The organism is Morganella sp. HSTU-ASny43 (genome assembly GCF_022819185.1).
Classification (GTDB): Bacteria; Pseudomonadota; Gammaproteobacteria; order Enterobacterales; family Enterobacteriaceae; genus Morganella; species Morganella morganii.
This window is the reverse complement of sequence record NZ_WSPG01000029.1, coordinates 1-20,528: the sequence shown is the minus strand read 5'-3', so window position 1 is coordinate 20,528 and position 20,528 is coordinate 1. Positions and strand designations below refer to the sequence as shown.

Below are 20,528 nucleotides of genomic sequence, written 5' to 3'. Positions count from 1 at the left end.
GGAGTTGACTGCATGGAACAAAATGCTGAACTGATTCTTATTGTGGAAGATGAGCCGAAACTGGCTCAGTTACTGACAGATTACCTGCACGCCGCCCATTACCGCACGCACTGGCTGGCACGCGGCGGCGAAGTTACGGCCTGGGTGCAGGAAAATAAACCGGATCTGATTTTGCTGGATCTGATGCTGCCGGAGAAAGACGGCCTGACACTCTGCCGTGAAATCCGTCAGTTCAGTGACGTGCCCATCATGATGGTCACGGCCAAAACCGAAGAGATTGACCGCCTGCTGGGGCTGGAAATCGGTGCGGATGATTATGTCTGCAAGCCTTACAGTCCGCGTGAGGTGGTGGCGCGGATCAAAACCATTCTGCGCCGCTGTCAGCGCAGTAACGATACGTCAGAGGATAAATGTGACACCCTGACTATTGATGAGGTGAATTATCAGGTGCGTTTCGGGACACAAAGCCTGGATCTCACTCAGGTTGAATTCCGCCTGCTGCGCACCATGGTGTCACAGCCGGGCACCGTACTGTCACGCAATCAGTTGCTGGATAATCTGTATGATGATTACCGCGTGGTCACTGACCGCACGATTGACAGCCATATCAAAAATCTGCGCCGCAAGCTCGGACAATTAGACGGTGACCGCGATTTTATTCATTCCGTCTACGGGCTGGGTTACCGCTGGGAAGGCGGTCCGGCAGAGATTATTGCCGCCACCATTATCTGATAAAAAACGGCGGAATATCCGCCGTTTGTTGTTTCTCTGATTACTGAATAACGGACGGACGCTTCAGCCGTGCCAGGATTTTATCAAGCGTATTTTGTTCATCCTGTAATAAATCTGCTTTTGCAATACGGAATGTCCGATCCAGCTCTGCTGTTCTGATATGCAGTTTCAGCGCAGCGCGGTTGTCTGTTATCACAGTGAAAGCACTCAGCGGCGCTTCATAGCAGACCGCGTACTGCCCCGGGGTAAACAGCAGGTTATCACCGGCAATCGCCAGCATCGGATAATACTGGATACGCCGTGCGTTAATCACCAGCACAATCGCCACCGCGACCATAATGCCGCCGATATCCATCCCGAACACCAGCAGTGCCACGCCGAGTATTCCGTACAGCACCGCCATGCTGATCTGGCGCTGTTTATTAAATTTCAGCAGGACCTCAAACGGCAGTTGTGCCAGTTTCGGTACGGTTTTCAGTGAACGGTAGACCACGCGGTTGTAGTCGTAGAGGTAACCGACGATAAAGATAAAGCCCAGCGGAATAAAAATAATACCGCCGATCATGGCGAGAACCAGGCCCAGTTTCGGCTGGTTACGCAAGAATGCCAGACTGGCCAGCTGTGCGGCCATCCCGCCGGTCATCAGAATTTTCACGTACGGTAAGACTTCAATCATCTGCTGCATCTGATAATCCAGTTGATCCCGGTACGGCTCAAGTGCCGACGGAATATAGGAGATAATCCCCAGGAAAATCAGGTTAAGAACCAAACCGATCCAGACTGCAATATGACGTTTTTCCATGTATCCACGCTGTAACAGGCTATAGTAAATGATAGTGCGGCAGAAATTATCCGCCGCGCAACTGAATTTAACGAAACTATATCAAATCGTTATCCGATATTCATGCCATTTTCAGTAATTCATTTGATACCGGGCGGATGACGCGCTAGAATCCAACGCCTTGATTACGCCTCCCCCTCCGGGGAAGGTTCTGACTTGAACTCAGATCGGAATACATTATGTTTACACCCGAATTACTCTCTCCGGCGGGCTCGCTGAAGAATATGCGCTATGCGTTCGCCTATGGTGCGGATGCGGTCTATGCCGGACAGCCACGTTACAGCCTGCGTGTCCGTAACAACGAATTTAACCATGAAAACCTCGCCAAAGGCATTCAGGAAGCCCACGAACTGGGCAAGAAATTCTATGTCGTGGTCAATATCGCCCCGCATAACGCCAAACTGAAAACCTTTATCCGTGACCTGGAGCCGGTGATTGCCATGGGTCCGGACGCACTGATTATGTCTGACCCCGGCCTGATCATGATGGTGCGCGAGCATTTCCCGCAGATGGATATCCATTTATCCGTTCAGGCCAATGCCGTGAACTGGGCAACCGTTAAATTCTGGCATCAGATGGGGCTGACCCGTGTGATCCTCTCCCGTGAACTGTCACTCGAAGAAATCGCTGATATCCGTAAAAATGTACCGGAAATTGAGCTGGAAGTGTTTGTTCACGGTGCACTGTGCATGGCCTACTCCGGCCGCTGCCTGCTCTCCGGTTATATCAACAAACGTGACCCGAACCAGGGTACCTGCACCAATGCCTGCCGCTGGGAATATAAAGTCGAGGAAGGCAAAGAGGATGTGGTCGGTAATATCGTCCACAAGCAGGAGCCGATTCCGGTGAAAAACATTGAGCCGACCCTCGGTGCCGGTGCCCCGACAGACAAAGTATTTCTGATTGAGGAAGCACAGCGTCCGGGCGAATATATGACCGCGTTCGAAGATGAACACGGTACTTATATTATGAACTCCAAAGATCTGCGGGCTATCGAGCACGTCGAAAAACTGACGCAGATGGGTGTTCACTCCCTGAAAATCGAAGGCCGTACCAAATCCTTCTATTACTGCGCCCGTACCGCACAGGTTTACCGCCGTGCTATTGATGATGCTGTTGCCGGAAAACCGTTTGACCCGTCGCTGCTGACCACGCTGGAAGGCCTGGCACACCGCGGTTATACCGAAGGATTCCTGCGCCGTCATACCCATGACTCTTATCAGACGTATGAGTACGGTTATTCCGTTTCTGATTCCCAGCAGTTTGTCGGCGAGTTTACCGGCAACCGCGTGAACGGCCTGGCTGAAGTGGATGTGAAAAACAAATTCTCCGTCGGCGACAGCCTGGAACTGATGACGCCTAACGGCAATATCAGCTTTACCCTTGATGCCATGAATAACCGCAAAGGGGAAGCCACCGAAGTCGCGCCGGGTAACGGTCATATTGTCTATCTGCCGGTGCCGGATGATGTAAGCCTGGAATTTGCATTGCTGATCCGTAACTTACCGGGCACCAGCACCCGTAATCCGCATATGCCGGAATTTACCGACGCTGCGGCCACCAACGGGTAAAATTCTGAATTTTCGAATCCGATCACAACAATCACGTTAGTTATTTCGTAGTATCGGACAGGAAAATGAAGAACTAAAACGCAACATGTAATACCAGGAACCACCTCCTTGGTTGGCTCAATCTCCCTTGAGCCAACCTTTTCTTTTTGTGCCCTTCTCTTTTTTCTCCGCCCATTTTTCCCGGCATAAACCGTCCGTGTTTGTTATCTTTAAAAGACGTAATCTGAACACGGAGTCTGATATGGCGGAAACGCATATAGTGGTTCTTAACGGAAAACGTGCCGGTGATGACGGTATTCGTCAGGCTGTCCGGCACCTGCGGGAAAGCGGTGAGGACATTCAGGTGCGGGTGACGTGGGAGCCGGAGGATATTCCCCGTTTTGTCCGCGAAGCCCGTCAGCTGAAAGCGGCAACCGTGATTGCAGCCGGAGGCGACGGCACGATTAATGCCGTATGCAGTGCCCTGATGACTTATCCGGCTGAAAAACGCCCGGTTCTCGGCATTCTGCCGCTCGGCACCGCCAATGATTTTGCCACCGCAGCCGGAATACCGGCGGATAAAACCAAAGCCCTGCTTCTGGCCGCCAAAGGCAGTCCGGTCGCCATTGATATCGGCTGTATCAATGAATCTCATTATTTTATCAATATGGCTACGGGCGGATTCGGCCCGAAAATCACCACAGATACCCCGGAAGCCCTGAAAAGCACCTTCGGCGGTGCCGCCTATTTTCTCCACGGCCTGACACGCAGCGATTTGCTGAAAGCGGATCACTGTACTATCAGCTGTGATGATTTCCACTGGCAGGATGACGCGCTGGTGATTGGTGTCGGCAACGGCTGCCAGGCGGGCGGCGGACATAAACTGTGCCCGGATGCGCGGATCAATGACGGTCTGCTCAACCTGAGTATTCTGCCGGAACGCAACTGGCCGCGCTCACTCTGGAACAGCCTCTTTAATGAGGGTGAGGCGGAAGGCGTCATCATGAAGCGCAGCACACGGATCACCATCAGCGCGGCACATGAGATGGTGTTTAATCTCGACGGCGAACCGCTGACTGGTCAGCAATTCACCTTTTCCGTGCTGCCTGAAGCGATCCAGTGCCGGTTACCGCCACACTGCGGGTTGTTATCTTAAACACAATCCACGACAATCCGTGACAATTTTATAACACGCTGCAGGAATCGGAGTTTACATACCATGACTGATATCGTTAAGTTGTTAGGCAATGATGCATCATCTCTTCTTGAACACACCTGCACCACCATTCCCAAAGACAATCTTTATCTGCCGGGCGATGACTTTGTCACCCGCGTGATGATTGATAATAACCGGCCGAATACCGTGCTGCGCTCCATGCAGTCACTGTTTAATCACGGCCGTCTGGCGGGTACCGGTTATCTTTCTATTCTGCCGGTGGATCAGGGTGTTGAGCACTCTGCCGCAGCCTCTTTTGCCGCTAACCCGCTCTATTTTGATCCGAAAAATATTGTCGAGCTGGCTATCGAGGCAGGCTGTAACTGTGTTGCCTCTACCTACGGTGTACTGGCTTCTGTTGCCCGCCGCTACGCACACCGCATCCCGTTCCTTGTCAAAATCAACCACAATGAAACCCTGAGCCTGCCTGCGCAGTATGATCAGACACTGTATGCCAGTGTTGAACAGGCTTTCGAAATGGGCGCTGTGGCTGTCGGCGCGACGATTTATTTCGGCTCACCGGAATCCCGCCGTCAGATAGAAGAAATCTCTGCGGCCTTTGAACGCGCCCATGAACTGGGCATGGTGACCGTGCTGTGGGCTTATCTGCGCAACCCGGCCTTCAAAAAAGACGGGGTGGATTATCATGCCAGCGCGGATTTAACCGGCCAGGCAAACCATCTTGCGGCCACTATCGGTGCGGATATCGTCAAACAGAAAATGGCGGAAAACAACGGCGGCTTTAAAGCTATCGGCTTCAGCCATACTGATGAGCGCGTTTACAGCACACTGACCACGGATAACCCGATTGACCTGGTCCGTTATCAGCTGGCGAACTGCTATATGGGCCGTGCGGGGCTGATTAACTCCGGCGGTGCATCCGGTAATAATGACCTGGCGGATGCGGTCCGTACTGCGGTGATCAACAAACGTGCCGGTGGTATGGGGCTGATCCTCGGCCGTAAAGCCTTTAAGAAATCGATGAAAGACGGGGTGGCACTGATTAATGCAGTGCAGGATGTGTATCTCGATAAGAAAGTGACGATTGCTTAAATGCAGAACAGGCCGGATAACCGGCCTGATTTTTTTGTGCTCCCTGTTTGTTCCGGGGAGCTATACACGAGCATATAGGCTGACATACAATCAGAAGACTCGGTATCCCAATCTTTTTATTATTAATTACTTAATCTCACAAATAGAACAGACATCCAATAAAGCCTTAGTTTTATGATGTCCTGTATGCCCGAAAAAAATCGTCCCCTCTACTTTCACGTATTTTCCCAATAAGGAAATTTGTTTATCATAAACCTCTGCCGATACACATAGCTGAAACATACATGATGAACCATTATCATATAGTTCACCTGTTTCCATACTTCTGCCTACCAAGCCAATTGGGGAATTCGTGTATAATATCCAGTAAAATTCAGGCTTGTCACCATCATTTACAGACTCATAATTTGGAGGACCTGCAAAAACCTCTTCTCTGACTTTCCCGTATAATGTTGCTGTTTGGCCATCCAATAGCTCTTCAGGAAGTACATTCCCTTTTGTAAACATAGAGTTTTTTGACCTAAATATCCGGAACCTAGTGTTAAGTGATAACAAAAAGCCTATCAAAGCAAGAAATATTGAGCTAATAACACCAACACCTTGCCATATATCACTAGATAAAAATTCAGTCAAAATTATTCCTCTCTATAATTACCAAATATAGCCTTGTTCATCATTTGTATTGTTGATAATTATCGTTTCTTCTTCTTCCGCCCTGCCTGGGCAAAACGCTGGCGGTTATTATCGCTGCTGCTCTCTTTCTTCTTCTGCTGTTTGTCTGAGCCCGGATAAACCGGCGGAGCAACTTTAATTTTGTTATCGCGCTTCTGTGGTTTTGCAGCCGGCTTTTTGACTTTTTTATCTTCAGATGAGGATTTTTCAATCGCATCAAAGAGTTCGACCAGCTCGTCATCCGTTAAATCACGCCATTCCCCCACCGGGATCCCGGTCAGGCTGATATTCATGATGCGAACACGCTCGAGTTTCGTCACTTCATAACCGAAATGCTCACACATGCGGCGGATCTGACGGTTCAGCCCCTGAATCAGCGTGATGCGGAAAACAAACGGCGCTTCCTGCTTCACTTTACATTTTTTGGTAACGGTACCGAGGATCGGCACACCTGCTCCCATACCACGGATAAAATCATCGGTGATCGGTTTATTTACCGTCACCACATACTCTTTCTGGTGATCGTTACCGGCACGCAGAATTTTGTTTACCAGGTCACCGTGGTTAGTCAGGAAAATCAATCCCTGTGAATCTTTATCCAGGCGGCCGATAGGGAAGATACGGGTGCTGTGATTGACGAAATCGACAATATTATCTTTCTCGCCTTCATCGGTGGTGCTAACGATACCCACCGGTTTATTGAGGGCAATCAGCACCAGATCATCCTGCTCCCGCGCCTCAATCAGTTGTCCGTTGACTTTAACCACATCACCCGGCATCACCTGTGAGCCGATAGCCGCACGTTTGCCGTTGATCAGGACTAATCCCTGCTCAATATAGCGGTCCGCATCCCGGCGGGAGCAGATGCCGCTTTCGCTGATGTATTTATTAAGACGCACAGATGAACCCGTTTCCATATCTTCCCCCCTGAAAAGCGCGCAATATACACCAATTATCGTGTGATATCACCACCACTGATAAAAATGGTGAACCGGGCCATGTCCGTGCCCCACTTCCAGGCTGTCTGCCGCCGCCAGCGCCCCGTGCAGATACTGTTTTGCCGCCTCCGTGGTTTCCGCCCAGTCCGCACACTGAGGCCGCAGTGCCGCCATTGCCGCAGACAATGTACAGCCGGTGCCATGGCTGTTTTTGGTCGGAATACGGGTTGAGGTAAAGCGGTGGCGGCCATCCGGCAGAAACAGCCAGTCAGGGCTTTCGGCGTTATCCAGATGTCCGCCTTTCAGCAATACGGCGTTTGCCCCGGCGGCCATCAGTGCCTCGCCCTGCCGCTGCATCATTTTTTCATCTGTGGCGACGGACGTTTTCAGCAATGCCGCCGCTTCGGGAAGATTGGGGGTAATAACCGAAACGTGAGGTAATAATTCAGAGATCAGTAAATCAACCGCTTCGGCTTTCAGCAGCGGATCGCCGCTTTTCGCCAGCATGACTGTATCCAGTACCACGTACGGCACAGGATACTGACGCAGTTTCTCAGCCACGGTGCGGATCACGCCGCCGTCAGACAACATACCAATCTTGGCGCTGTCAATTCTGACATCCGTCAGTACCGCATCCAGTTGTGCTGCGACAAATTCCGGCGGAACAGAATGAACAGAATTTACGCCACAGGTATTTTGTGCCACCAGCGCTGTCATTACCGTGGTACCGTAAACGCCCAGTGCAGAAAAGGTTTTTAAATCTGCCTGAATACCCGCGCCGCCGCTCGGATCCGTTCCTGCAATGGTTAATGCGTTGATTCTCACCTGATATCTCCTGTTTTGCTGTACCACTCTGTATAGTGAATTATACGCATCCGGTGACAGGAAACCACCGCATAACAGGCAATAAAAAACCCCATGCCCGCAAGGGCACAGGGTCTGAATTTGCGTCAGTGATATACACTCGTCGTTAAAACGGCTATCAGGCTGTCGCGTTGACCACGCTGGTAAAACCAACTATCAGGGGCAATTTTATTGCCGGAGATAATTATGCTTTAGTGACGTTGGCAGCAGCAGGGCCTTTAGGACCATCCTGCACTTCAAATTCAACTTGTTGGCCTTCAGCAAGTGTTTTGAAACCATCGGTCATGATTGCAGAGAAGTGAACGAACACGTCTTTGCTGCCATCAGCTGGAGTGATGAAACCAAAACCTTTTGATTCGTTAAACCACTTAACGGTGCCTTTAAGTTTAGCCATTGATAAAATTCCTATCCTACAAATTTGCCGATAACCGGCGATATACAAACTAGTCGTTACTGCTTAAAAAACAGAAGCGTACCTCGTTTACCCATTTGAGTTATCACATAGGACAGGTCGGAAATCAAGCGATTTTTTCAGCGGGAAGATCTGGTGCACATATTTAGAAATATTAATAACATGTTCAGGTAAATTTATACGGAAAATTGATAACCGCTTGTGTTTAAACATATAAAAAAATTACAACTTTGTTCCTTTGCTGCAAGAACGATAAGCTGCCTTACTTCATTATTTCCGGACTAAGAATCTGCCTGGTTCCGGTAGCCGTTGATATTTTGTTTAGATTTAAGCCGGATTAGCAGTATAAAAATAATATGAAATCTATGTTACTATAATTGTTGTCTACTAATTAGCATCATTTGTTATGAGCAAAATAATCGTTTTAGGATAAATGATTATTGTCACACCAGGAGTCATTCATGAAGCTTTCTTTAAGCACAATCAGCGCCCTGACGCTCACCTCTCTGCTGATGGCCGCACAGCCCGCAGCAGCACAGGAACAGGACACACACCAAAGTGACAGCGTCACAAATGATACTGCAGCTTCAGAAGGACTGTGGGGAACGTTTAAACGCAACGTTACCAACGTCTGGCAATCAGACCAGTATGATTTATATGTCCCGTTCTGGACATGGCATAACCGCCTGACCTACGACAAAGAAAAAACTGATAAATACAATGAAAAGCCGTGGGGTGCCGGGTTCGGCAAATCCTACTATGATGAGGATAATGACTGGCACAGCCTGTACGCCATGGCATTTAAGGATTCACACAATAAATGGGAGCCGATTGTCGGTTACGGATTCCAGAAGATGTGGATGCCGCACGGGCAGGATGGTTTCAAAGCCGGTGTCGGCTTTACCATTGGCGTGACGGCGCGGGATGACTATCACTATATCCCGATCCCGGTACCGCTGCCGCTGGCGTCGGTGGAATATAACCGCCTCGCGATTCAGGCCACTTATATTCCGGGCACTTACAATAACGGTAACGTCCTGTTTATGTGGGCCCGCTGGCAGTTTTAAGCCCTTTTAAACATAAAAAACCGGGGATTTTTCCCTGGTTTTTTATTGCCTGACATTATGCTTTCGCTGCACGGCGGCGTTCATAATAGCGGTATGTCAGCCACAGGAAGCCAATCCAGAAAGGCAGCAGGATCACTGAAATCCGCAGACCATCCATCAGGGCAATCAGTACCAGGATAAAGGCCAGGAACACGAGACAGATATAGTTGCCCCACGGATACCACAGTGCCTTAAAGAACGGCTCCACACCCTCTTTCATCTTCGCCTGACGGAATTTCAGGTTGGAGATACAGATCATGATCCAGTTAATCACCAGTGTGGTGACCACCAGCGACATCAGCAGCGAGAACGCTTCTTTCGGCAGCAGGTAGTTAATCAGGATCCCCACCGAGGTGACCAGACCGGACAGAATAATCGAGTTCACCGGTACACCACGCGGACTGATGCGTTTCAGGAATGCCGGCGCATTACCCTGACGGGCCAGGCTGTAGAGCATGCGGCTGTTGCTGTAAACACCACTGTTGTAAACAGAGAGAGCGGCAGTCAGTACCACCACGTTCAGCACATGAGCAATCCACAGATTGATATTACCCTGCACAGAATCCGCAGCACCAAAGGCATGGCCGATTTCACGGAAGATCAGCACAAACGGACTGACATTCTCGACAATTTTTGTCCACGGATAGAGAGAAAGGATAACGGTAATGGAACCGATATAGAAAATCAGGATACGGTAAACCACCTGATTGATAGCTTTCGGAATGCTGTAACGCGGGTTTTCCGCTTCCGCTGCCGCCAGACCGACCAGTTCGAGTCCGCCGAAAGAGAACATAATGATCGCCATTGCGAAAATCAGTCCGCCCCAGCCGTGCGGCATAAATCCGCCGAACTCCCAGAGGTTACTGACAGACGCCTGCGGGCCGCCGTTACCGCTGATAAGCAGATAAGCACCAAAGGCAATCATGCCGAGAATGGCCACCACTTTGATCATGGCAAACCAGAATTCAGTTTCCCCGTAAACCTTAACGTTTACCAGGTTTACCAGGTTTATCAGCACGAAAAAGATCGCCGCAGAGACCCAGGTCGGGACATCCCACCAGAATTTAATATACTCGCCGACTGCCGTCAGTTCCGCCATGCCCACCAGAACAAACATTGCCCAGTAGTTCCAGCCGGATAAAAAACCGGCAAAACCACACCAGTATTTATGGGCAAAATGGCTGAATGACCCCGTAACCGGCTCTTCGGCCACCATCTCGCCAAGCTGGCGCATGATCAGAAACGCGATAAACCCGGCGACTGCATAACCGAGCAGGACAGAAGGCCCCGCCATCTGAATCGTTGTGGCTGTTCCCAGAAACAGCCCCGTACCCACAGCACCACCCAATGCGATAAGCTGTATGTGTCTGTTTTTTAATCCGCGCTTGAGCGTCTGCTCCTGCTGTACTTCTGACATTAGATCCTCTGTAACGGCTATATTATTATTCTGCGTCGTGCATTACTGCATCCTGAAAAGTTTAAGCCCGTTATTAAAACATCATTTTGCTGCCTTGAATACCGTTAGCAACAAGATAATCAGAGGGAAAAGGCAAAACTCAGCCCTTATCTTACGGAAAAAATTTCGTAATTTCACAGATTCCCAGCATAAAATCCTCACGCTGATCACAGTACTTATCGAGCGCCGCAATATAAAAAAATACACCGGCAACAATCAGCAGCAGGATAATTATGATTTTTTTCATGTTTCGCCTATTTTCATCTGAATTATACCCGTTTAAAAGATTTCGTTACATTCCGGTCTTGTCACATACTTTAGCGGAATGAGTGTGCTGTTTCACAAAAAAATTCATTTCATCAGCAGGAAGCGCATAAACAGATAACACCCTGTTTTGTCATAATGAAATAAACTTGTATACTTGGAAAACCCTGAAACTGAGCCGAAATCATCAATGCCGCAAGATAATCATGTCGCACTTGTGTGCGCACTTAGTAAATGGATAGAAAACCACACAGGTCGTGTTATCCACCTCGAAGAACTGGCTGCCTATTCCGGGTACTCGCTCTGGCATATGCAGAAGATCTTCAAAGAAGTTGCCGGGATCTCGCTCGGCAAATACATCCGTCAGCGCCGTCTGGCCGGTGCGGTTAACGCCCTGCGCCGGAGTGAACAGACTATCTTTGATATCGCCCTTGATTTCGGTTTCGGGTCGCAATCTCATTTCACCTATATGTTCCGCAAAGAATATAACATCACCCCTTACGACTACCGCCAGAACCCGGATATCACTCTGGATATCAAAGAGCCGTGGCATTTCAGTCATGACTGTAACTAAGGCAACTTAAACAATTAATAACAAAACTATATTTAGCCATATGATTTTAGCTATCTTATTCAGCATTCAGATTGGCAGGACAAATCCCTGCCACAGCACAACATACGGTGTATCCGGCTGTTTTTGATGAATAACGGCAATCTTATCGCGCAACAGGCGGTTTTATTGACATCCCCCCGAAATGGCGGCATAACATTTTAACTGTCTGTTATTTTGTTGCCGCTGTTTTCAGGAGCCTGCATGTCCGTAAAACTTATCGCCATTGACCTCGATGGCACCCTGCTTAACTCTCACCATCAGATTACCCCCGCTGTCAGTGCTGCTGTCACCCGCGCAAGAGAGAAAGGTCTGCATGTTATCCTGACGTCCGGCCGCCCGTTTAACGGCATTCTGCCCTACCTCCGGGAGCTTGGGCTGGATAAAGCAAATCATTATTGCATCAGTAACAACGGTGCGGTGATCCATGATGCCGAAACCGGCGAGCCCGTAATTGAAACGCTGATGGATTTTGAGGATTACCGCTATTTTGAGGCGCTGGCCCGGGATATTAACGTGCATTTTCATGTGCTGAGTAACGGTGAAATGTTCACAACAAACCGTGACATCAGCCACTACACCCTGATGGATGCGTACCTGACACAAACACAGCTGCACTATCGTCCGCTGGCGGAAATGGACAGCGAAATGCAGTTCAGCAAATTTATGATGATTGATAACCCGCTGCGCCTGAATGAAGCTGCCGGTTATATCCCGCAGGTCTCCTTTGACAGCTATAATATTCTGCGGACAGCGCCGCATTTTGTGGAGATTTCGGCCAAAAACGCCACGAAGGGACAGGCTGTTGCGCTAATCACCGAAAAACTGGGGCTGACGCCGGACAAAGTCATGTGTATCGGCGATCAGAACAATGATATTTCCATGCTGGAATACGCCGGGGTAGGTGTCGCAATGGGCAACGCCGCTGACCACATTAAGCAAAAATCCGGATATGTGACCACCTCAAATGATGAGGATGGTGTGGCGGCAGCCATAGAAAAGTTTGTGTGACCGGGATTATATTTTTTCAAATTCCCCTAATTAATGAATTTGTTCCGTTTACTCTTCTGAGTCTTTTAATCAACCTGCATTTTGTTACTATTTTAACGGTTTCATTTAAAAAATAACTAAATCACAGTATTTAATTTTAACATGTACAGGTTGTTTTATGTTTTCAACAAAAGACATGCTCGTTCTCGGGATGATGGTTTTTGCGCTTTTCCTGGGTGCGGGCAACATAATTTTTCCTCCGATGGCGGGTTATCACTCGGGAACTGACTGGTTCAGTGCCTCCCTCGGATTTATCGTCACCGGCGTCGTTCTGCCGTTTCTTACCCTGATTACTGTTGCGGTCAAAGGCCGTGGTGAGCGGCTTTCTGTCGATCTGCCGCGCTGGGTTTCTGTGACATTCTGGGTGGCGCTCTATCTGATCCTCGGCTCAACATTCGCCATGCCGCGTGTCACCAACACCGCATATGAGCTGGGTTTTCTGCCGCTCGGTTTCGTTGAGAAAAGCACCGCCAGCCATCTGATTTTTGCCTTTGTGTTTAACTTCGTTTCTATGTTTTTTATGCTTAAACAGGGAACGATGATCAGTGCCATCGGTAAATTTATGACCCCGGCCCTGCTGTTCCTGCTGGTTGCCGTGGGGATCGCCGTGGTGCGCACCCCGCTCTCCCCGATTAATGAACCGATCAATCAGTATGTGGATTTTGCGTTCTTCTCCGGTATTGTCGATGGTTATCAGACCATGGATGTGCTGTCCGCAATGGCGTTCGGCGGTATTGTTGCCCGCGCGCTGGCATCACGCGGGATAACCTCACCGCAGGACGTGGTGGTTATCACTATCAAAGCCGGGCTGATTGCGGTCGGCCTGCTGGCTGCACTCTACATCTGTCTGTTCTACCTGGGTGCGACCAGTGATGCGGTTTCACAGACAGCCACCAACGGCGGACAGATTTTCTCCCGCTATGTCGATGCCCTTTACGGCGCGCTCGGTACCTGGCTGATGTGCGGTATCGTACTGCTCGCCAGTATGACCACCTTTGTCGGCGTGACCAGTGCCTGTGCGGATTTCTTCGCGACATTCAACCCGCGCCTGGACTACCGTTTCTGGGTGGTGGTATCCACACTGCTGACCACCATTGTCTCCACCTTCGGCCTTGATACACTGCTGCGCGTCACCATTCCGGTGCTGCTGCTGATCTACCCGACCACCGTTGCACTGGTGTTCCTGCAGTTTGCCCGCCGCAAAATGCGTAATCCGCGTTTTACCTACGGCTTTACTGTCGCGGTGCTGGTGGTGATGAGTGCGTTCGACACCCTGAATAACATCGGTCTGCTCAGTGAAAATGTGCTGGCAGTGTTACACCGGATGCCGCTGTTTAAGGAAGGGATCGGCTGGTTACTGCCGGGCGTGATTGCCTTTATCATCTCATTTGTTGCCGGCAATATGAGACCGGCAAAACCACAGCCGGATGCGGCCGCGTAAACACAAAAGCCCGGTTATCTGACCGGGCTTTTTTATTCCTGCCGCTGATACGTTGTCAGTTATATTTCTTCAGCAATGCTTTCACCAGTGCCAGGGTTTCCGCATCCGCTTCCCCGTTCACCTTGTGAGAGCGGAAATGCATCTGGAACGCTTTAATCACATTGCGGGTTTTCCCGTCAGCCTTACCGGTCAGCGGAATCTCATAGCCGTATTTTTTCAGTGCCTGCTGTAATTCACCGACACTGATTTTATCCGACGGATGCCGGTTACCGAGAAAACGTTTCACATCAGAAGCATCCGGCCAGGCGCCGACCCCGCGTTTTGCCAGATATTCCCACGGGAACATCGGGCCCGGGTCCAGTTTGCGCTGCGGCGCGATATCACTGTGCCCCACCACATTCTGCGGGGCAATGTTATGCCGCGCTATCACATCCTGTGCCAGTTTTACAATCAGGTCTATCTGCGCAGTCTGATACGGCACCCAGCGCTGCCCGACAGACATTTTCACAGTGCCCGGATTGACAATTTCCACGCCGATCGAGCTTTTATTCAGGCTGCTTTCCCCGCGCCAGTGACTTTTCCCCGCATGCCAGGCTTCATTGCCCTCCGGCACCAACTGCAATACCACCGGTTTACCGTCACGTACCGCAGGGATTGTCGGCACCAGATACTGAACACTCACCCCGCCGGCAGTCAGCACACGCAGCGATGCCTCATCATTCAGTGCGGTATAATGGAAAACCAGATAATTATTCGGTTTGGATAACCACGGCTCTTTGATACTTCGCTGATCAACAATATACTCACCGCGATCAATATACTGGCTCTGATTACTGCATCCTGTCAGTATCAGCGCACACACCAGACACACACTACGCCACATCTTTCTTTGTCCTGTACAATGTTATCCGGCACAATGCCGGTACAGCCCCTTTCCCGGAAATATCACGACCGCATTATTCACAACGGACATAATATCACGGCCGTGTATTATGACGACTTCACTGCGGCAGTGCTATGCTCTGAAAGCGAATCATCATGATGTTTTTCAGCTTTTTATTCACACGGAGAATAAAATGGATATTTACACCTACCCGAAGTCGCGCTCAATCCGCGCCACCTGGATGGCAGAAGAGCTGGGTCTTGATTATCAGTGTCACTTTACCGATGTGATGTCTGCTGAAAAGCAGGTCCCCGGGAAAAACCAGAAAGTCCCGGCACTGTCTGATAACGGTCTGGTCATTTTTGAATCCTCCGCTATCTGTATTTATCTGGCACAAACCTACGGCAATGGCCGCTTTTACCCGTCACATCCGGAAAAACAGGCCATCGTAAATCAGTGGCTTGCCTATATTATTTCGGAGCTGGAAGGTCCGCTCTGGATCATACTGAGACACGCCGTGGTTCTGCCGGAAGCTATGCGGCAGCCGGGGGCAATTGAACCGGCAAAAGCGGATTTTCTGCGGGCAATTAAGGTGATTGAGCAGGAGATCAGCGGAAAAACATGGCTGTGCAATGATGATTTTTCTGTGGCAGATATCTTCTTATTTCATATCTCACGCTGGGCAATGATGCTGGGCTTTGTATTGTCAGAGGATTTGGTGCATTACACCGGCGAGCTGGAAAAGCGCCCGGCGCTGCAACGTGCCCGTCAGCGGGAACAACAGGCGGCTGAAAACGCACGATAAAAAATACCCGCCGCAGCGGGTATTCAATAAGTCAGTTATGACTGAGTGAGTTTTTCTCTTATGTCATACTGTTCTGACGCTGCTTTCAGCCCGGCAAGATCTGCCGAACAAATCAGCGGTTTCAGGGCATCAAACTTCGCCTGCGGCCAGTCATAAAGAGACAGCGCCAGCAATTCGCGGATGGTACTTTCATCAAACCGGCTGCGGATAAAGGCAGCCGGATTACCGCCAACGATAGCATAGGGTGGGACATCGCGGACAACCACACTGTTCGCGGCAATCACCGCGCCCTCCCCGATAGTCACACCGGGCATAATCATGGCCCGCATGCCTATCCAGGCACCATCACCAATCCGGGTATCCCCTTTACCGGTATAAGCCTCATCAATCATATCCGGAAACGGATAGAGGCTGAACCAGTCATGGCGGTGTGTATGATTGCCGCCCATCAGGATCACGGCTTCTGCTCCGATACAGACATAATCCCCGATATACAGCTCATCCACTTTCCAGCTGAGCTGCCAGTCGCGGCTGATTTCATCGCCCTGTAAATAACGGACAACAGAGGCTTCAAAGCCATTATCCCAGCAATCGCTGTAATAACTGTGCGTACCTTTAATATGAATATTCGGGTTTGTGACGGTTTCATGCAGCCGTTCGCAAACGGACCAATGCTTTTGTTTCATGGTAAATCTCATTATTTAATGGATAGTTACCACAGAACGCTATTCTGTGGTGATGCACTCGCGTTCAAAGCACATCACGCCGGGTTATCCTCGCCCGTTTCAGCCGGGGATTGTCCATTATTCTCTCCCATACAGAAAAACACCCGCAAACGCGGGTGTCATCATCAGTTAACCTTTTGTTCGACCAGCGGTTCCGGTACTTCTTCCCAGATGCCGTCTTCGACCTGTTTACGGATTTCAGGATAAAGGTTGATATCAAACTGCGGTAATTTCCCCGTTTTGCGCTGTTGGTTATAATCTTTCGCCAGCTTAAATGCAACGCCGGATAACAACAGAATAGCAATCAGGTTAGTCACCGCCATCAGCCCCATCGAGAAATCCGCCATTTTCCAGACCAGCGGCATTTCTGACAGTGCCCCGAACATCACCATTCCCAGCGCCGCCAGACGCAGCACAAACAACCCTTTGGTGTGTTTATGCTCGAGAAACACCATATTGCTCTCCGCATAAGCGTAATTGGCAATAATGGAGGTAAAGGCGAAGAAGAAGATAGCTACCGCCACAAAGGTGGATCCCCAACTGCCGACAACCGAGCTCAGCGCCAGCTGTGTGATCTCAATACCGTTGATATCGCCCGGCGGATTATCCAGTACACCTGAGGAGAGAATAATCATCGCGGTGGCACTGCAGATAACCAGTGTGTCCATAAAGACCCCCAGCATCTGCACATATCCCTGAGAAACCGGATGCGGCGGGAACGGTGCGGCAGATGCGGCTGCATTCGGTGCGGAGCCCATACCGGCCTCATTCGAGAACAGACCGCGCTGCACGCCGTTAATCATGGCCTGCGCCACACCGTAACCGACAGCACCGGACACGGCTTCCTGTAAGCCAAAGGCACTTTTTATTATCAGCATAAAGACATCCGGCAGACGCTCGGCGTAATGCCCCATTACCCAGAAAGCAAGGATAAGATACGCAACCGCCATCACCGGTACCACCAGCTCTGCCACACGGGCAATCGAGCGCAGACCGCCGAAAATAATCACGCCGCAGATAACCACCAGCAGGGCACCGACATAACCGGCATCCGCACCAAAGGCCATTTTGGACGCCTGGGCAATCGAGTTAGCCTGAACCGCGTTAAAGACCAGCCCGAACGCGATGATCAGGAAGACAGAAAACAACACGCCCATCCAGCGGGCTTTCAGTCCGCGTTCCATATAATATGCCGGTCCGCCGCGATAATTTCCCTGGTCGTCCCGTGTTTTATAAAGCTGTGCGAGTGTGCTTTCGATAAAGGATGTTGCCATCCCGATCAGGGCGACCACCCACATCCAGAAGATAGCACCGGGGCCACCGGCAGTCAGGGCGATAGCCACCCCGGTCAGGTTTCCGGTACCGACCCGCGCGGCCAGGCTTGTACAAAGCGCCTGGAACGGCGAGATGCCGGATTTATCCGATTTCTTACTGTGCTTTAGCACGCTGAACATGTGTCCGAAGTGACGGAATTGGATAAATCCGGTACGAAATGTGAAGTACAGTCCGATACCCAGTAATAAATAGATGAGCAGGTGGTTCCAGAGCAGTCCGTTTAATGTATTAATTATATCGGTCAAAGTTATACCTCTTATATTGCTGTGCTGATTTGCGGCGAATAAGCCCCTTAACGAATGACAGGTAGTATCCGTGTTGTCATATCTGACAGTGATTGTTTAAAAAAAAGACACCTCTTATTAAGAATCAGCCCGACTTTACCATAAGAAATATTTCCCTGTATATTTTTTTATTTCTTTTTTTTGTTCTATTTATCAGCGTTACTTTTTCGCATTAATACAGCGTTTAATCCGAACTATCAACTCAATGAAATCTATCCAAAACACACATAACGCCTTTGTTTTCATGATGTTATAATTTTTTTATTTTATATTCTTATTCATTAACTGATACTTTCAATTTAGCGCCCTATTCTGTTTTATTTTCTGATATTAAAACACATGATTAAATCAATATTAAAATAGCCCTCTTAATTAATCGTTATTTTTACAGAATTGGATAATTTAAAGTTCTCACAGAGAAAAACAGAAATGATAATAATAAAATTCAGATAAAAAATTAAACCGTGAAATAAAAACGTCGGTTATTACAAAATAATATACCTTTTTTCATTACCTGAAACATGCAGCAACACCGGGGATGCCCGTCAGCCTGCCGATCACTGCTTACCTCAGGCGGGCTCTGATTCCGGGCCAAACTTTGCTCTGTAACACACTCCTGTGAAAAAAAGCTTTCACCACAGACCCGTTTCCGCTAACATAGCGTTATATAATCTGTTATATACCGGGTTGTATACATTGCTCTTAATATATTTTTGCCGGTCAGCTGACCGGCAATTTTTTTGTCTGCTATATCTGATTACGACGACTAAAAATGTGATCCGACCCGGCATTCAGCATAAAGACAGGAATAACCGTGTAGTAATTTTGTCATTAATCATTATTATCAGAACAGATAATCGTGCATTTCTTCGTTATTTTTCTTTATTTTTGCTCCCTTACGGGAGCATTTTCTTATCAGCCGGGCTGTAAAACACCGCTGCCGGCACGGAAAATCATAAAAATTCCGGTGCCGGCAGCAGATCCGCCATGATTTATCACGCGGGGTGAGGTACACTACCCGCATCAGTTTAACTAATGTAACCGTTATGTCCTCTGCACAGATTTTACTGACTATCTACGCAACAGGTGGTCTTCTTTCATTCATTCTGACTTTTTTCCTGACAAAAGATCCGAACCCGTTTTTCCGCCTGCTCAGTTGCCTGCTGATAGCCCTCACCTGGCCGATGTCATTACCGGTGGTTATTTTATTCTCTCTGTTCTGACAGGTTTTAAACCCACAATATTCCCGCTGTCATCACCAGACAAAAAAGCATCAGCCGCCCCCATGTCAGAAAACTGCCATGCTGCTGCCATAATGCATTTATTTCAGGTACCCGTGTGTAGCCGCGCTGACAAATACGGCGGCGGATATGACGGGCAAGGAAAAGACGGAATAACAAAAGAGAACCGCAACCACAAAAAGGGAGGGATTATGCGGCTGAGTTCTCCTTTATTGAGAATAATGGCTGATAACAATCAGTCCAGTGCATTGATGGCTTTTTCATAGATGACATTCATAAAGTCATCATTCTGCTGTTCCCAATATATTTCCAGCATCACCTGAATGGCTTCTTTAGTAACCGGCTCGCCACTTTTGCATAAAAGGACAGCGGCTCTGCCGATTGCCTGGCAAATTTCGCCATAAACATATGCGTCGCTAACTCGTTCTGAAATCATATTTGTGCCTATTTATTTTAATATAACTACTGCCTTTCCGTCTTTAATTAAGACATCAGGGAATTGCTGTTGACTGACACCCCGGTAAGAATTATCTAAAAATTCCCTGTGATTTATTATCGTCACATTACGTTTAATGTTCAAAGAAAAACATATTATTCCGGAGAACATTTTTTTGAAAACAGCGAAAATTAACTACTATCAAATAGTTATACTAATTTTGTGTTATCATTGCTACGAATTGTTACTTTTCGGTTGTTTATTGGTTAATACTATATCATGTGATATGTGCTTTTTCGCTATTTAAATACATAAATTTATAAATTTTTACCCGCATAAATAACGTCCTTTTTCCCGGCAAATAAAATATATTAAATCACTTCGCCATACTCATTTATGGATTATTATAATCATATAAAATATCAATACTCCCTCAACAGGCAGTGATTCACATTATTCCTTTACCGTTTGTGTGGAAATAAAGGTATTTACACAATATACGCATATAAGTATTAACCGATATATACCACTCGTTTAATACGTAGTTATGATACTTTAGTTAATCATTCTTTTATTAATAACAGTAATAAATCAGCTAAGCCATACTATTATTT

Annotated in this window: 22 protein-coding genes; 10 read left to right on the top strand and 12 right to left on the bottom strand. The window is 48.6% G+C overall.

Translation table 11 applies throughout. From position 1 onward, the window contains the following. Positions 1 to 12 precede the first annotated feature (12 nt). A complete protein-coding gene (gene baeR, locus GN208_RS14570; protein WP_004235233.1) occupies positions 13 to 732 on the top strand; it encodes a two-component system response regulator BaeR in 720 nt (239 codons plus the stop codon). A 40-nt stretch (positions 733 to 772) separates the two neighbouring features. On the opposite strand, the gene GN208_RS14565 is transcribed toward baeR, so the two are convergent. Continuing rightward, a complete protein-coding gene (locus tag GN208_RS14565) occupies positions 773 to 1,534 on the bottom strand; it encodes a hypothetical protein (RefSeq protein ID WP_004235232.1) in 762 nt (253 codons plus the stop codon). Between the two features lie 218 nt (positions 1,535 to 1,752). On the opposite strand from GN208_RS14565, the gene yegQ reads away from it, so the two are divergent. The 3 genes from yegQ (at position 1,753) to fbaB (ending at position 5,392) form a co-directional block, all read left to right on the top strand. Further along, on the top strand, positions 1,753 to 3,144 hold the full coding sequence (yegQ, locus tag GN208_RS14560; protein WP_004235231.1) for a tRNA 5-hydroxyuridine modification protein YegQ: 1,392 nt from the start codon (positions 1,753 to 1,755) through the stop codon (positions 3,142 to 3,144). A gap of 241 nt (positions 3,145 to 3,385) precedes the next feature. After that, on the top strand, positions 3,386 to 4,279 hold the full coding sequence (yegS, locus tag GN208_RS14555) for a lipid kinase YegS (RefSeq protein WP_004235229.1): 894 nt from the start codon (positions 3,386 to 3,388) through the stop codon (positions 4,277 to 4,279). A 63-nt stretch (positions 4,280 to 4,342) separates the two neighbouring features. Next, positions 4,343 to 5,392 (top strand): class I fructose-bisphosphate aldolase, encoded by a 1,050-nt coding sequence (fbaB, locus tag GN208_RS14550; RefSeq protein ID WP_004235228.1) that lies wholly within the window; start codon positions 4,343 to 4,345, stop codon positions 5,390 to 5,392. Between the two features lie 126 nt (positions 5,393 to 5,518). Here the strand turns inward: fbaB and GN208_RS14545 are convergent, their stop codons facing one another. From GN208_RS14545 to cspE, 4 genes are all read right to left on the bottom strand, one after another. Next, positions 5,519 to 6,025, bottom strand: coding sequence for a DUF4431 domain-containing protein (locus GN208_RS14545; protein WP_015422772.1), 507 nt, complete (start codon positions 6,023 to 6,025; stop codon positions 5,519 to 5,521). A 59-nt stretch (positions 6,026 to 6,084) separates the two neighbouring features. Then, complete coding sequence (gene rluF / locus GN208_RS14540) at positions 6,085 to 6,981, bottom strand: 23S rRNA pseudouridine(2604) synthase RluF (RefSeq protein ID WP_004235227.1); 897 nt, start codon at positions 6,979 to 6,981, stop codon at positions 6,085 to 6,087. 48 nt (positions 6,982 to 7,029) lie between these two features. Next, entirely contained in the window at positions 7,030 to 7,827 is a 798-nt protein-coding gene (thiD, locus tag GN208_RS14535) for a bifunctional hydroxymethylpyrimidine kinase/phosphomethylpyrimidine kinase (RefSeq protein ID WP_015422773.1), read from the bottom strand. Positions 7,828 to 8,050: 223 nt separating this feature from the next. Then, entirely contained in the window at positions 8,051 to 8,260 is a 210-nt protein-coding gene (gene cspE / locus GN208_RS14530) for a transcription antiterminator/RNA stability regulator CspE (RefSeq protein ID WP_004239901.1), read from the bottom strand. A 479-nt stretch (positions 8,261 to 8,739) separates the two neighbouring features. On the opposite strand from cspE, the gene pagP reads away from it, so the two are divergent. Then, positions 8,740 to 9,345, top strand: a complete 606-nt coding sequence (gene pagP, locus GN208_RS14525) for a lipid IV(A) palmitoyltransferase PagP (RefSeq protein ID WP_004235223.1) — start codon at positions 8,740 to 8,742, stop codon at positions 9,343 to 9,345. 55 nt (positions 9,346 to 9,400) lie between these two features. Here the strand turns inward: pagP and GN208_RS14520 are convergent, their stop codons facing one another. Both GN208_RS14520 and GN208_RS14515 read right to left on the bottom strand, forming a co-directional pair. Next, positions 9,401 to 10,801 carry an amino acid permease gene (locus tag GN208_RS14520; RefSeq protein ID WP_004235222.1) on the bottom strand — a complete coding sequence of 467 codons (1,401 nt, stop codon included), beginning with the start codon at positions 10,799 to 10,801 and terminating at the stop codon, positions 9,401 to 9,403. 151 nt (positions 10,802 to 10,952) lie between these two features. Continuing rightward, a complete protein-coding gene (locus GN208_RS14515; protein ID WP_004239899.1) occupies positions 10,953 to 11,087 on the bottom strand; it encodes a PhoP/PhoQ regulator MgrB in 135 nt (44 codons plus the stop codon). A 207-nt stretch (positions 11,088 to 11,294) separates the two neighbouring features. Here GN208_RS14515 and GN208_RS14510 point away from each other — a divergent pair, with 207 nt between their 5' ends. The 3 genes from GN208_RS14510 (at position 11,295) to brnQ (ending at position 14,205) form a co-directional block, all read left to right on the top strand. Continuing rightward, positions 11,295 to 11,678: a helix-turn-helix domain-containing protein gene (locus tag GN208_RS14510; protein ID WP_015422774.1), complete on the top strand. Its 384-nt coding sequence runs from the start codon at positions 11,295 to 11,297 to the stop codon at positions 11,676 to 11,678. Between the two features lie 240 nt (positions 11,679 to 11,918). Continuing rightward, a complete protein-coding gene (gene yidA / locus GN208_RS14505) occupies positions 11,919 to 12,725 on the top strand; it encodes a sugar-phosphatase (RefSeq protein ID WP_004235219.1) in 807 nt (268 codons plus the stop codon). Positions 12,726 to 12,882: 157 nt separating this feature from the next. After that, positions 12,883 to 14,205: a branched-chain amino acid transport system II carrier protein gene (gene brnQ, locus GN208_RS14500; RefSeq protein WP_004235218.1), complete on the top strand. Its 1,323-nt coding sequence runs from the start codon at positions 12,883 to 12,885 to the stop codon at positions 14,203 to 14,205. Positions 14,206 to 14,260: 55 nt separating this feature from the next. Here brnQ and GN208_RS14495 read toward each other — a convergent pair whose 3' ends face one another. Then, a complete protein-coding gene (locus tag GN208_RS14495) occupies positions 14,261 to 15,088 on the bottom strand; it encodes an N-acetylmuramoyl-L-alanine amidase (protein ID WP_004235209.1) in 828 nt (275 codons plus the stop codon). Positions 15,089 to 15,281: 193 nt separating this feature from the next. On the opposite strand from GN208_RS14495, the gene GN208_RS14490 reads away from it, so the two are divergent. Continuing rightward, on the top strand, positions 15,282 to 15,893 hold the full coding sequence (locus GN208_RS14490) for a glutathione S-transferase family protein (RefSeq protein WP_015422775.1): 612 nt from the start codon (positions 15,282 to 15,284) through the stop codon (positions 15,891 to 15,893). Positions 15,894 to 15,928: 35 nt separating this feature from the next. Here GN208_RS14490 and GN208_RS14485 read toward each other — a convergent pair whose 3' ends face one another. After that, positions 15,929 to 16,579, bottom strand: a complete 651-nt coding sequence (locus GN208_RS14485; protein ID WP_004235203.1) for a CatB-related O-acetyltransferase — start codon at positions 16,577 to 16,579, stop codon at positions 15,929 to 15,931. A 164-nt stretch (positions 16,580 to 16,743) separates the two neighbouring features. Beyond that, complete coding sequence (locus GN208_RS14480; protein WP_004235201.1) at positions 16,744 to 18,198, bottom strand: alanine/glycine:cation symporter family protein; 1,455 nt, start codon at positions 18,196 to 18,198, stop codon at positions 16,744 to 16,746. Between the two features lie 1,085 nt (positions 18,199 to 19,283). On the opposite strand from GN208_RS14480, the gene GN208_RS14475 reads away from it, so the two are divergent. After that, positions 19,284 to 19,460 carry a GhoT/OrtT family toxin gene (locus GN208_RS14475; protein ID WP_004235197.1) on the top strand — a complete coding sequence of 59 codons (177 nt, stop codon included), beginning with the start codon at positions 19,284 to 19,286 and terminating at the stop codon, positions 19,458 to 19,460. A 6-nt stretch (positions 19,461 to 19,466) separates the two neighbouring features. Here GN208_RS14475 and GN208_RS14470 read toward each other — a convergent pair whose 3' ends face one another. Both GN208_RS14470 and GN208_RS14465 read right to left on the bottom strand, forming a co-directional pair. Then, positions 19,467 to 19,637 (bottom strand): hypothetical protein, encoded by a 171-nt coding sequence (locus GN208_RS14470; RefSeq protein ID WP_155275476.1) that lies wholly within the window; start codon positions 19,635 to 19,637, stop codon positions 19,467 to 19,469. A 76-nt stretch (positions 19,638 to 19,713) separates the two neighbouring features. Then, positions 19,714 to 19,914 carry a hypothetical protein gene (locus GN208_RS14465; RefSeq protein ID WP_004235196.1) on the bottom strand — a complete coding sequence of 67 codons (201 nt, stop codon included), beginning with the start codon at positions 19,912 to 19,914 and terminating at the stop codon, positions 19,714 to 19,716. Between the last annotated feature and the right edge of the window lie 614 nt (positions 19,915 to 20,528).